The following is a 12,521-nucleotide window of genomic DNA, read 5'->3' as shown; positions in this document are numbered from 1 at the left end:
GAGCTCCATGGACACTCATAAAGACGGCAAGACCCCCGAGCTCTCGGCTCACGAACAGCACGAGGTCGAAAAGAACCAGCCACCGCGCGCGGCGGTGCTGCACGAAATCATCCGTACCCAGGGCGATAAGGAACTTGAACGCAGCGTTGCAGCGTTGTGGTGGTCGGCGCTGGCTGCCGGCCTGACCATGGGGCTTTCGTTGATGGCCATGGGGTTGCTCAACTCCCGCTTGCCGGATGACGAAGGCTTCAAGGTGATTGCCAGTTTCGGCTACTGCGCCGGATTTCTCGCGGTGATCCTGGGTCGCCAGCAACTGTTCACCGAGAACACCCTGACGGCCGTGCTGCCGATCATGAGCAAGCCCACTTTGTGGAATTTCGGTCGTTTGTTGCGACTGTGGTCCGTGGTGCTGGTCGGCAACCTGTGCGGCACCATCCTGGTGGCTTACGTGATGCTGGAGCTGCCGATTTTCGACAGCAAGACCGATGTGGCCTTCCTCGACATCGGTCGCAAGGTCATGGAGAACGATGCCAGCAAAATGTTCGCCAAAGGCATCGTCTCCGGCTGGATGATCGCCACCATGGTTTGGATGATTCCGTCCATGGAGAGCGCAAAGATGTGGATCATCATCCTCATCACCTACTTTATGGCGCTGGGAGATTTCACCCACATCGTGGTCGGCTCGGTGGAGGTTTCATACCTGGTGTTTGCCGGTGAGTTGCCGTGGCAGGATTTTTGGCTGGTATTCGCAGGGCCCACGCTGGTGGGGAACATTGTCGGTGGCAGCTTTATCTTTGCCCTGATCAGTCACGCGCAGATCCGCAGTGAAAGCGGCCCGCCGAAAGAAACGGCGAGCCGCACCGAAGAGCCAGGGCCGCAGAAAAGCGAAAAGTGATCAGCCTGGCACGTTCACCGCAATGGCCCGGCGTCGTTGCAGGTAAATGAAGAACAGCGCGGTCAGTACCGTCAGCCCGCTGACCAGAGCGCCCGTCCATGGCAAGTCCGCCAGGTCCGCGCCGCTGGCCACCACCAGGCCGCCAATCCATGCTCCCGCCGCATTGCCGAGGTTAAAAGCGCTCTGGTTCAAGGTCGACCCCAGGTTAGGCGCTTCGTGGGCTTGATCGATGATTAGCAATTGCAGGATCGGGCACAGCGCGAAAGCGAAGATCCCCCACAATACCAGGGTAATCGCAGCCGGGATGACGGAGTGGCTGGTCTGGCTGAAGGCGGCCAAAACCAGCGCCACGGCCAACGCCATACCAACCAGCGACGGCAACAAGCGACTGTCGGCCAGGCGGCCACCTAGCATGCTGCCCGCCGTCAAACCCACCCCGAACAACAGCAGCATGATCGTCACGCCATGGGGGCTGACACCGGTGATGTCCTGCAGGATCGGCGCGATGTAGGTGAATACGCTGAACAGGCTGGTCGAGGCCAGCACGCTCATGCCCAGTGCCAGCAGCACGTTGACCTTGCCCAAAACCTTGAACTCGCTGGCGAGGTTGGCCTTGTCCATCGCAATGTCCTTCGGCAACCAGATCCATTGCGCGATGGCGGCGATCACGCCGATCACCGACACCGCCCAGAACGTCGAACGCCAGCCGGCGTATTGCCCAAGTGCGGTGCCCAGCGGCACGCCCAGCACGTTGGCCAGGGTCAGGCCGGTGAACATCATCGCAATCGCCTGAGCCCGTTTGTTCGGCGCCACCAGCCCGGCGGCGACCACCGAGCCGATGCCGAAAAACGCTCCGTGGCACAGCGCGGTCACCACTCGGGCGGCCATGAGCGTGGCGTAGTTCGGGGCCAGGGCGCAGAGCATGTTGCCGAGGATGAACATCAGCGTCATGCCCAGCAATGTGGCTTTGCGCGGCATGTTGGCGGTGCCGACCGCGAGGATCGGTGCACCGAACACGACGCCCAATGCGTAACCGGTGATCAACAGACCGGCATGGGGAATGCTTACCGCGAGGTCGCGGGCAACGTCGGGCAGCAGACCCATGATGACGAATTCAGTGGTGCCGATGCCGAATGCGGCAACAGCGAGGGCAAACAAAGCGAGTGGCATGCGCAAGGTCTCTGTCGGTAGTCTTGACGCTGTGATCAGGCATACGCATGCCGAAGACCGTTCTCGATGAGAGCGGGCAGGGGCGAATGTTATTGGAATTAGTCTGTGCGCAACTGAGTGCGGCGTGGTCGCTTGCAGTATAAACAGCTGCTGATATATCGCGAATCAATTCAGACAACAAAAGGAGTGTGCCGTGCTTGCGACGGCTCTGGTGTTGGTGGCGGCGCTGTTGCACGCGGCGTGGAATACCCTGATCAAATTCAGCGCTGAACGCTTGTTGGTGGTCGCCTGCATGGACAGCGTGGCGATGCTTTTTGTCGCATTGATGCTGCCTTTTGTGGAACTGCCGCCTGTGGAAATCTGGTCCTGGATTTTGGCTTCCGCAGCGTTCGAGTTGCTCTATCGCTATCTATTGATCCAAGCCTACCGGGTCGGTGACCTTGGGCTGGTCTATCCGTTGATGCGCGGGTTGTCACCCTTGGTGGTGCTGGCGCTGACGCTGATCTTCGCCGGAGAAGCGCTGACCCATCAGCAGATCTTCGGGATTCTGCTGATCCCGCTTGGCATGCTGTGTCTGCTTTGGCAGGGTGGAGGCGGGGCGCGCCTGCCCTGGTCGATGTTGCCGGTGGTGGCGCTGATCGGCCTGTGCATCGGTTGCTACACCTACATCGACGGTCAGGCGCTGCGGCGCTGGTCGCATCCGCTGGACTATCTGGTCTGGGTGACGCTACTCAGCGCCTGGCCATTCCCGTTGCTGGCCTGGGTGCGAAAGCGGCCGGCGTTCAGGTTGTTCTGGCGTGAGCAGTGGCGTTTGGGGCTGGCGGTCGGGTTCTGCGTGTTGTTCAGCTACGCTTTGGTGCTGTGGGCCATGCAGCTGGGCTCGATTGCCGAGGCGGCGGCGTTGCGCGAGATCAGTGTGATTCTGGTGGTGCTGTTCGGCATGCGTTACCTGAAAGAGCCTTTTGGCAGGCCACGGCTACTGGCCTGTAGTCTGGTGCTGATCGGCATGCTGGTGATGAAATTCTGACTGCTCTGTAACGTGAAGAAGGGACTGCTTTATGACGGTTGCTCTGTGGTGCATTTTGATTGCGATTTTCCTGCCGTATGTGTGTGTGGGTGTGGCCAAGATCAGCGGCGGGTTCAGGTTGAGGCACAACCATGACCCCCGGGGTTTTCTCGATTCGCTGGAAGGATTGGGCAGGCGCGCAAATGCGGCGCAACTGAACAGCTTTGAAGTGACCCCGGCGTTCGCTGCGGCGGTGATCGTGGCTCACCTGGCCGGTAATGCGGAATTGGTGACGATCAACGTGCTGTCGGTGTTGTTCATCACCAGCCGGCTGCTGTACATCATTTTTTATCTAACGGATCTGGCGACATTGCGGTCGTTGATGTGGTTTGTGGGGATGGGGTTGATTGTGGCGTTTTTCGTTGTATCAGCCTGAACCTTCGTTGCCAATTCAGGCCCCTTCGCGAGCAAGCTCGCTCCCACAGTTGGATTTCTTCATGCACAGGATTTGTGTTCACTGAAGATCCTTGTGGGAGCGAGCCTGCTCGCGAAAGCTATCTAATGGCCAACGCTTGAATCAGGGTTTGGTCTTCTCTGCATCAGCCACCTGCGGAACTTGCGGCAGTGCCGCACCCTTAGGCCACAGCATCCAGATCTGCCCCTGTTGCTTCATGTCCCCGGCCAGTTGCCCGGCCGCATCGCCCGTGCCCCAGAACAGATCTGCGCGAACCTCGCCGGCAATTGCGCCACCCGTGTCCTGCGCCGCCACCGGTCGAACCAATGCGGTGCCGTCCGGTTTGGTGGTGGATAGCCACAACAGGCTGCCCAGCGGAATGACCTTGCGATCCACCGCTGCGCTGTAACCCGCGGTCAATGGCACATTCAACGAGCCGCGAGGCCCTTCGTTGCTGTCGGGGTTACGGGTGAAAAACACATAACTTGGATTGCTGCCGAGCAGTTCCGGAATGCGCGACGGATTGGCCTTGGCCCAAGCGCTGATCGTGCCCATCGTCACGTCCTCTTTCTTCAGTTCGCCTTGCTCCACCAGCCAGCGTCCGATCGGCCGATACGGGTGGCCATTCTGGTCGGCGTAAGCGATGCGCAACTGGCGACCGCTGTCGAGCTGGATACGACCCGAACCCTGGATCTGCAGGAACTGCAGGTTCATCGGATCAGTCAGCCAGGCCACCACCGGCGCCTTGACCCCTTTGGTTTCAATCGTTGCCGCATCGTCGTATGGCTTGAGGACGCGACCTTCGAGCCGGCCGCGCAGGCGTTTGCCTTTTAGTTCCGGGTAGATGCTGTCCAGGGCAACGATGATCATGTCTTCGGGCACGCCATACACCGGGATGTTCGCCGTTGCCGTCTGGGTCAGGCTGCCGGGGTAGACCGGTTCGTAGTAACCGGTGATCAAACCGTTGGGGTTGTCATTGGCGGCCCGCAGGCCATAGACGTCGAGGTTCTGCTTGAGAAAGCCACGAATCTCGCTGGCGGTTTGCGGCACGTTGGCGGCTGCTGCGCAGGTGGTACCCCAGACCGGGTCGGCCTTGAGTCGTGTACAGGCGCTGCGCCACGAGCCGAAGCCAGCAACCAGGTCATTGTCGGAAACTGCCGGCAGCGCCTCCCACGTGGCACTGGAGTAGGTGGCCAAGGCGTGGGTTTTCGGTTGTTGTTTGTCACCACCGGTGCAGCCTGCGAGCAGGGCCACCAATGGCAGGGTCCAGGCCAGGCTGCGTCGCCATGCCTTGATACGGCTGTTCATGGAGTGATTCCTTTGCCGGTTGCCTGAGTGCTCCATGCGCTCGTGCAACCCGTATTGATAATAGGGCTATTGGTGTTTGCCGATGACGCGAGGATACTGGCCGCCGTTTCCCGTGACCTGAAGCCGACATGACTCTTAAAAGACTTACTGTTGTATTGCTGGCCTGCCTGGCGTTGTCCGCCTGCGGCGGTGTCGATCCTAATTCGCCACTTGGTCAGCGCAAGGCCATTTTCAAGCAAATGCTCAAGACCGGCGAGGACCTGGGTGGCATGTTGCGTGGCCGTATTCCGTTCGATGGCCCAAAGTTCGCTGACGGCGCGGTAAAACTTGACGCGTTGTCCCGTGAACCATGGAAGCATTTCCCGCAGGTGCGTGAAGAAGACCATACCAGTGCCAAAAGCGATGTCTGGCAACAGCAGGAGCGTTTTCAGGAAATGGCCCGCACCCTTGAAGCCGCTACCGGCGAACTGGTGATCGCCAGCCAGGTTCAGCCCTATAAGGCCAGCAACCTGGGGCCGGCGGTGCAGAAAGTCGAAGACGCCTGTAGTGCGTGTCATAAAGAGTTTCGGGATCATTAATTGGCGGTGCCGGGTCTGACGCCTTCGCGAGCAGGCTCGCACAGTTAATCGCATTCCCCTGTGGAAGCGAGCCTGCTCGCGAAGACGGATCTGGCAACGCCAACGATCCACGTTTTTTACCGTTTCTTACTTATCCAACTCGTCGACCGCTTCCTGCAATTGCTTGCGGGATTCGGCGAGCTTCTCTTTGCGCTTGTCGATCCTCTCGGGATCGCCTTTTTTCATGGCCTTGTCGAGGTCGGACTGACGCTTGCTGACTTCGTGCTTGGCGTCGAGCACCTTGTTTTCCCGTTCCTTCTTCAGCGAGGCGTCCGTGCAGTTCGCGGTGACTTCGCTGAGGGCTTTTTCCAGTCCTGCCTGCTGTTCAGCATTAGCTCGGGACTTGGCCAGTTCGATCTGATTGATGATGCCTTGTTTCTTGGCGGCGCAGCCGGTCAGTTCCGGTGCATCTTCGGCCGCCATCAACGGGGCGGCCATCACGCTGCAAAGGGCCAACAGGGCGAGCGGTGAAAGAAATTTCATAAAAGCTCCATGTGAAAAGGCAATCGTGACGATGCAGCGATGGCTTGTTTGAGCTCATCGGTACTAGAGGGTTCCCGGGTGCCAAGGCATTGGCGGTCGTTAAAAGCCGTCAATCCCTGCCGCCCGTAATGCTTCACTCAAGGCCAGGACCTGCGGGTCGCGGAAAAACGCGCTCAGCTGCGCTGCGCGTCCCGGGCCGATCCCGGATTCGGCCTGCCATTGTTCGGTGTTTCGATTCGCCAGCGCCTGCCATGAATCAACGAGATGTGCCTGGCCTGTCGGTGGCATGCCCAGGGCTTTGAGCCAACGGGTGAATGGTCGTTGCCGGGCACTGTCGAAACTGCTCGAAAGTCGCGCGGCACTGCGCTTACCGAAACCATCAATGTTAGCAAGCTCTTGAGCATCGAGGGTCAACCAATCGAGCAGACCTTTCAGGCGGCCTGATTCAAGAAGCTTTTCCCAGGTGCCAGGGCCGACATGGGACAAAGCCAGGCCCTGTTTGCCACTGAGCCAGGTCAGGCGGGCGAGGAATTGACCCTCGCATCCCGGTGTCGGTTGCCAGCAGCTTAGCGAATGAAAGTCCGTTGCCAGCGGCACGTTCAGTTCCGCTCGCTCGGTGCTGCGCAGCACCACGCCATCCAGTCTGGGAATGGTCAGGCCGGCCAAGCTGATGGCGACCTGGTCACCGGGCCGAATGTCCAGAAATTGCCAGCGTTGCAAGGAGCTCACACTGACACGCTTGATTTGCCGGTCATCGAGCATCACCGGCGTCAGCTCCAGTACCGGGGTGATCCGCCCGGTCCGGCCGATCTTGAAGTGAACCTTGCGTACTTGCGCCAGTGCCTGGGCGAAAGGGTATTTCCAGGCAACGATCCAGTAAGGCGGTTTGGCTTGCCAGCGTTCGGCGGGTGGTCGGTTTCCCTGGCGCAGGACGATGCCATCGCTGGTAAATGGCAGGGGCGAGCGATACCAGTGCTCGCGCCAGCGCTGTGCATCGGCCAATGGGCTGATCGGTTGGCTGTATGCCGTGGTGCCTGGAAACCCCAGTGCATCCAGCATCGCGACGCGCTCCGGCAAACTCACCGGACCTTGCGGCCAGTCCCAGACGAACAGGCCTATCCCGATTGCCTGCTGCGCAGTTAATGCTTTGCGGGCCATCAAGCCAGCGACCGTGGCACGGGCATTGAGGCTGCCGTCCCGAGCCTGCACATGCCCGTCCAGGCGCCAGTAGAGTTCGCCTTGCACCAACAGGTCCAGGGGTTGCGAGAGGTGTTGGGGGATGGCTGCAATCTGACGTGCCGAAGTCGTCCAGTCCTGGCCATGTGAACCATCGCCACGACTGATCGCCTGGGTCAGCAGGCCCTGGCAATAGATCAAAGTCACGGCAACGCCGTCGACCTTGGGTTGGGCCCAGACGTCCGTACGATCACGCAGCCAGCGTTCGACGGCTTGATCGTCGTGGAGTTTTTCCAGGCCGGTGTGGGCGATGGGGTGGGCAATCGTGCCGCGCGCGGTGCGCAGTGGATTTGTGGGTGAGCCGCGATTGAAGCATTGGTGCCACTGGGCGAGGCGCGCGCGGGACTGGTCATAGAGTTCATCGGTGACCAGGGATTTTCCTTCGCGGTGATAGCTATCGTCCCAGAGGTCGATCTGTTTTTGCAGTGCAGCGACTTCGTTCGAGGCGCGTTCGGGTGGCCAGTCAGGGCATGGGGTGGCGTTGGCGTTCAGGCTGGAGAGGGTCAGCAGGCAAGTGAAAAACAGGCGCAGGGTGACGGGCATCGCGAGCGTCCTTGCTCATTGGGGTGCCTGAAGGCTAGGCGAGTACTGGCTGGCTTGAAGGGTGGGTGTTTTGCCGAATGTTTTGTTGTCTGGACTGGCTCCTTCGCGAGCCTGCTCGCGAAGGGGGCGATGTGGTCTCGAATGCAAGGCAATAAAAAGCCCCGCACGGCAAAACCGTGCGGGGCTCTTGGTACAGCCGGAAAAGGCTTACAGGCCGGCGGCAGAACGCAGGGCGTCGGCGCGGTCGGTTTTTTCCCAGGTGAAGGTGGTGAAAGTATCGTCACCCACAGTCTTGGTTGCCGGAGTACGACCGAAGTGGCCGTACGCTGCGGTTTCCTGGTACATCGGGTGCAGCAGGTCGAGCATCTTGGTGATCGCGTATGGACGCAAGTCGAACACTTCGCGGACCAGCTTGACGATCTTGTCATCGCTGATCTTGCCGGTGCCGAAGGTGTTCAACGAGATCGAAGTCGGCTGGGCGACGCCGATGGCGTAGGACACCTGAATCTCGCAACGCTCGGCCAGGCCGGCGGCGACGATGTTTTTCGCCACGTAACGACCGGCGTAGGCAGCCGAACGGTCAACCTTCGATGGATCTTTACCGGAGAACGCGCCACCGCCGTGACGGGCCATGCCGCCATAGCTGTCGACGATGATCTTGCGACCGGTCAGACCGCAGTCACCCACCGGGCCGCCGATGATGAACTGGCCGGTCGGGTTGATGTGGAACTGGGTGTCCTTGGTCAGCAGCTCGGCAGGCAGCACGTGCTTGACGATCAGCTCCATTACGCCTTCGCGCAGGTCGTTGTACGACACTTCCGGGTTGTGCTGGGTCGACAGAACAACGGCGTCGATACCGACAACCTTGCCGTTTTCGTAACGGCAGGTTACTTGCGACTTGGCGTCTGGACGCAGCCAAGGCAGCAGGCCGGATTTACGGGCTTCAGCTTGCCTTTGCACAAGCTGGTGCGAGAAGGTGATCGGCGCTGGCATCAGCACGTCGGTTTCGTTGCTGGCGTAGCCGAACATCAGGCCCTGGTCGCCGGCACCCTGATCTTCAGGCTTGGCGCGGTCGACACCCTGGTTGATGTCAGGGGACTGCTTGCCGATGATGTTCATCACGCCGCAGGTCGCACCGTCGAAGCCGACGTTGGAGCTGGTGTAGCCGATGTCGGTGATGACGTCACGAACGATCTGCTCCAGGTCAACCCAGGCCGAGGTGGTGACTTCGCCGGCGATGATTGCCACGCCCGTTTTCACCAGAGTCTCGCACGCCACTCGGGCGAACTTGTCTTCAGCAATGATGGCGTCCAGTACCGCATCAGAAATCTGGTCGGCGATTTTGTCCGGATGCCCTTCAGACACGGACTCGGAGGTGAAAAGGGAGTATTCGCTCATCTCGATTTTTTCCTGAAATTACCGATGGTGAGTGTCGCCAGCCGGCCGCTGAAAATGGCGGACCTGAATCTGGAAACCATTACGTAAGCCTACATAGAGGCTTTCCCCGGGATCGAGTCCCGCAGCGGTGGCCCAACGGGCCAGGTCGTCCTGTTCAAACCCCAGCCAGAGATCACCGCAGGCCTCCTTGGCCCAACTCTGGTTGTGGCTACATAACTCTGTCACTAACAGGCTACCGCCTGGTTGCAGCAAATTGGCCATGTGCTTGAGCGCATCGGCCGGCGCGGCGAAGTGGTGCAGCACCATGTTCAATACAACGCAATCGGCCTTGAGGCTCACGCCGTTCAAGGCATCGGCCAGCTGCAGGCTGACGTTGGTCAGCATCTGGCGCTCGCACACCTGGCGCGCCAGTTCGAGCATCGCCTGGCTGTTGTCCAGTGCCGTGACCTGGGTGAAGCGGCGCGCCAGTTCCGGTAGAAAAGCACCGTCTCCGGGGCCGACCTCGATGGCTGTGGCACCTTCGCTGAAACTCAGTTTGTCGAGCAAGGCCACCACGCTATCGCGGTATTGCGGCAGGCCGGCGATCAAATCTTGCTGGGCGCGAAACTTCTCCGCGACCCGTGAGAAAAAGTCCTGGCTGGCCGCCGCCCTTTGCCCGTGGACCTGAGCGATCCGCGACTGCACATCGGCAGGCAGGGTCAACTCGTCCACTTCATCGAGCAAGGCCGTGTGCAGTTTGCCGCCCAGCATTTCAGTGTGGGGCAGGGCGCGACGGTAGAAAATCGCGTTGCCTTCACGGCGGGTCGCTACCAGGTCGGCCTGGGCCAATACCTTGAGGTGATGGCTCATGCCGGACTGGCCGATACCGAAGATCTGCGCCAGCTCAAGCACGCCAAACGAATCGTTGGCCAGCGCGCGCAAAACATTCAGCCGCAAAGGATCGCCAGCGGCCTTGCACAAGGCCGCCAACTCATCGCAATCGTCATGGCGAATGGAGGGCACACGTAAATTCATAAGGCCGGCAGTCTAGTCATGCGCCGGAAGCACCGCAAGAGCAATATCAAAAAGTTTTGATATTGCTCGATAGATGGCACTTCTTAACGTTAGCTTCAGTCAACAAACGAGTGGCGGAAAGGTTTCACCAGCCGAAACCGTCGTTATCGATTGGAAAAACGCCTTCAGATGACTATCTGTCATTGCCCCGAGGCGGCCCGGTGAGGGAAAATGCTCGCCTTTTTTCCGTTTCGTTTTATTCACTCTCGATTCAGAACCCGCAGGAGAACAGCGATGCCTAGCCGTCGTGAGCGTGCCAACGCCATTCGTGCCCTCAGCATGGATGCCGTGCAAAAAGCCAACAGCGGCCACCCCGGTGCCCCTATGGGTATGGCGGATATTGCCGAAGTGCTTTGGCGCGACTACCTCAAGCACAACCCGAGCAATCCATCGTTCGCCGACCGTGACCGCTTCGTGCTGTCCAACGGTCATGGCTCGATGCTGATCTACTCGCTGCTGCACCTGACCGGTTACGACCTGTCGATCGAAGACCTGAAGCAGTTCCGCCAGCTGCACAGCCGCACCCCGGGTCACCCGGAACTCGGCTACACCCCGGGTGTTGAAACCACCACCGGTCCACTGGGCCAGGGCCTGGCCAACGCCGTGGGTTTTGCCCTGGCTGAAAAAGTCATGGCGGCGCAATTCAACCGTCCTGGCCACAACATTGTCGATCACCACACCTACGTGTTCCTGGGTGATGGCTGCATGATGGAAGGCATTTCCCATGAAGTCGCTTCCCTGGCCGGCACCCTGGGCCTGGGCAAGCTGATCGCCTTCTACGACGACAACGGCATCTCCATCGACGGCGAAGTCGAAGGCTGGTTCACCGATGACACGCCCAAGCGTTTCGAATCCTACAACTGGCAAGTGATCCGCAATGTCGACGGTCACGACCCGGAAGAGATCAAGATCGCGATCGATACCGCTCGTAAAAGCGATCAGCCAACCCTGATCTGCTGCAAGACCACCATCGGCTTCGGCTCGCCGAACAAGCAAGGCAAGGAAGATTGCCACGGTGCCCCGCTGGGTGACGCGGAAATCGCCCTGACCCGCGCTGCGCTGAAGTGGAACCACGGTCCTTTCGAAATTCCGGCGGACATCTATGCCGAGTGGGATGCCAAGGAAGCCGGTCGCGCCGTTGAAGCCGAATGGGATCAGCGTTTCGCCGCCTACTCCGCTGCTTTCCCGACAGAAGCCAACGAGCTGATCCGTCGTCTGAGCGGCGAACTGCCGGCTGACTTCAGCGAGAAGGCCGATGCCTATATCGCCGAAGTTGCCGCCAAGGGCGAAACCATCGCCAGCCGTAAAGCCAGCCAGAATGCCCTGAACGCGTTCGGCCCGCTGTTGCCTGAGTTCCTTGGCGGTTCGGCTGACCTGGCCGGTTCCAACCTGACCCTGTGGAAAGGCTGCAAAGGCGTCACCGCTGAAGACGCCAGCGGCAATTACATGTACTACGGTGTGCGCGAGTTCGGCATGACCGCGATCATGAACGGCGTTGCCCTGCACGGTGGCCTGGTGCCTTACGGCGCGACCTTCCTGATGTTCATGGAATACGCCCGCAACGCCGTGCGCATGTCGGCCCTGATGAAGCAGCGTGTAATCCACGTCTACACCCACGACTCCATCGGTCTGGGCGAAGACGGCCCGACTCACCAGCCAATCGAGCAACTGGCCAGCCTGCGCTGCACGCCGAACCTCGACACCTGGCGCCCGGCCGACGCCGTTGAATCGGCGGTGTCCTGGAAGTATGCGCTGGAGCGTAAAGACGGCCCTTCGGCCCTGATCTTCTCGCGTCAGAACCTGCAGCACCAAACCCGCAACGCCCTGCAGATCGCCGACATCAACCGTGGCGGCTACGTGTTGAAGGACTGCGCCGGCGAGCCTGAGCTGATCCTGATCGCCACCGGTTCGGAAGTCGGCCTGGCCGTTCAGGCCTTCGAAAAACTCACCGAGCAAGGCCGAAAGGTGCGTGTGGTTTCCATGCCTTGCACCAGCGTGTTCGATGCCCAGGATGCCGGCTACAAGCAATCGGTCCTGCCGTTGCAGGTCAGCGCCCGTATCGCCATCGAAGCTTCCCACGCCGACTACTGGTACAAGTACGTCGGCCTGGAAGGTCGCGTGATCGGCATGACCACCTACGGCGAGTCGGCGCCTGCGCCTGCCTTGTTCGAAGAGTTCGGCTTCACCCTGGAAAACATCCTGGGTCAGGCTGAAGAGCTGCTGGAAGACTGATCCGAAAGACGCGGCGTCTGAGCCGCCGTCTTCGCGAGCAGGCTCGCTCCCACCGGGATCTACATCGCCCATGTGGGAGCGAGCCTGCTCGCGAAAGCGGTGGTTCAGGCAACGCTGCAATCACGG

Annotated in this window: 11 protein-coding genes; 5 read left to right on the top strand and 6 right to left on the bottom strand. The window is 60.2% G+C overall.

The genetic code is table 11. From position 1 onward, the window contains the following. Positions 1–7: 7 nt before the first annotated feature. Positions 8–895, top strand: a complete 888-nt coding sequence (locus AC07ZE_RS27840) for a formate/nitrite transporter family protein (protein WP_207267572.1) — start codon at positions 8–10, stop codon at positions 893–895. Here the strand turns inward: AC07ZE_RS27840 and AC07ZE_RS27835 are convergent, their stop codons facing one another. Next, positions 896–2,065 (bottom strand): MFS transporter, encoded by a 1,170-nt coding sequence (locus AC07ZE_RS27835; RefSeq protein ID WP_207267571.1) that lies wholly within the window; start codon positions 2,063–2,065, stop codon positions 896–898. A gap of 193 nt (positions 2,066–2,258) precedes the next feature. Here AC07ZE_RS27835 and AC07ZE_RS27830 point away from each other — a divergent pair, with 193 nt between their 5' ends. Next, positions 2,259–3,092, top strand: a complete 834-nt coding sequence (locus AC07ZE_RS27830) for an EamA family transporter (RefSeq protein ID WP_207267570.1) — start codon at positions 2,259–2,261, stop codon at positions 3,090–3,092. 31 nt (positions 3,093–3,123) lie between these two features. Continuing rightward, entirely contained in the window at positions 3,124–3,507 is a 384-nt protein-coding gene (locus AC07ZE_RS27825) for an MAPEG family protein (RefSeq protein WP_095195986.1), read from the top strand. 141 nt (positions 3,508–3,648) lie between these two features. On the opposite strand, the gene mltA is transcribed toward AC07ZE_RS27825, so the two are convergent. Beyond that, positions 3,649–4,833 carry a murein transglycosylase A gene (gene mltA, locus AC07ZE_RS27820; RefSeq protein ID WP_207267569.1) on the bottom strand — a complete coding sequence of 395 codons (1,185 nt, stop codon included), beginning with the start codon at positions 4,831–4,833 and terminating at the stop codon, positions 3,649–3,651. Positions 4,834–4,961: 128 nt separating this feature from the next. Here mltA and AC07ZE_RS27815 point away from each other — a divergent pair, with 128 nt between their 5' ends. Beyond that, positions 4,962–5,411, top strand: a complete 450-nt coding sequence (locus AC07ZE_RS27815; RefSeq protein WP_207267568.1) for a c-type cytochrome — start codon at positions 4,962–4,964, stop codon at positions 5,409–5,411. A 126-nt stretch (positions 5,412–5,537) separates the two neighbouring features. On the opposite strand, the gene AC07ZE_RS27810 is transcribed toward AC07ZE_RS27815, so the two are convergent. The 4 genes from AC07ZE_RS27810 to AC07ZE_RS27795 form a co-directional block, all read right to left on the bottom strand. Continuing rightward, entirely contained in the window at positions 5,538–5,933 is a 396-nt protein-coding gene (locus AC07ZE_RS27810; protein ID WP_207267567.1) for a DUF1090 domain-containing protein, read from the bottom strand. Between the two features lie 99 nt (positions 5,934–6,032). Beyond that, a complete protein-coding gene (gene ligB / locus AC07ZE_RS27805; RefSeq protein WP_207267566.1) occupies positions 6,033–7,712 on the bottom strand; it encodes an NAD-dependent DNA ligase LigB in 1,680 nt (559 codons plus the stop codon). A 207-nt stretch (positions 7,713–7,919) separates the two neighbouring features. Beyond that, complete coding sequence (metK, locus tag AC07ZE_RS27800) at positions 7,920–9,110, bottom strand: methionine adenosyltransferase (protein ID WP_095195981.1); 1,191 nt, start codon at positions 9,108–9,110, stop codon at positions 7,920–7,922. A gap of 18 nt (positions 9,111–9,128) precedes the next feature. After that, entirely contained in the window at positions 9,129–10,124 is a 996-nt protein-coding gene (locus AC07ZE_RS27795) for an ArsR/SmtB family transcription factor (RefSeq protein ID WP_207267565.1), read from the bottom strand. Positions 10,125–10,397: 273 nt separating this feature from the next. Between AC07ZE_RS27795 and tkt the strand changes: the two genes are divergently transcribed. Then, positions 10,398–12,395 carry a transketolase gene (gene tkt, locus AC07ZE_RS27790; RefSeq protein ID WP_207267564.1) on the top strand — a complete coding sequence of 666 codons (1,998 nt, stop codon included), beginning with the start codon at positions 10,398–10,400 and terminating at the stop codon, positions 12,393–12,395. The last annotated feature ends 126 nt before the right edge of the window (positions 12,396–12,521 follow it).

It is taken from the genome of Pseudomonas sp. GW101-3H06, from assembly GCF_059424605.1.
Note: the sequence above shows the minus strand (reverse complement) of the source record. Positions and strands in the feature narration are given on the sequence as shown.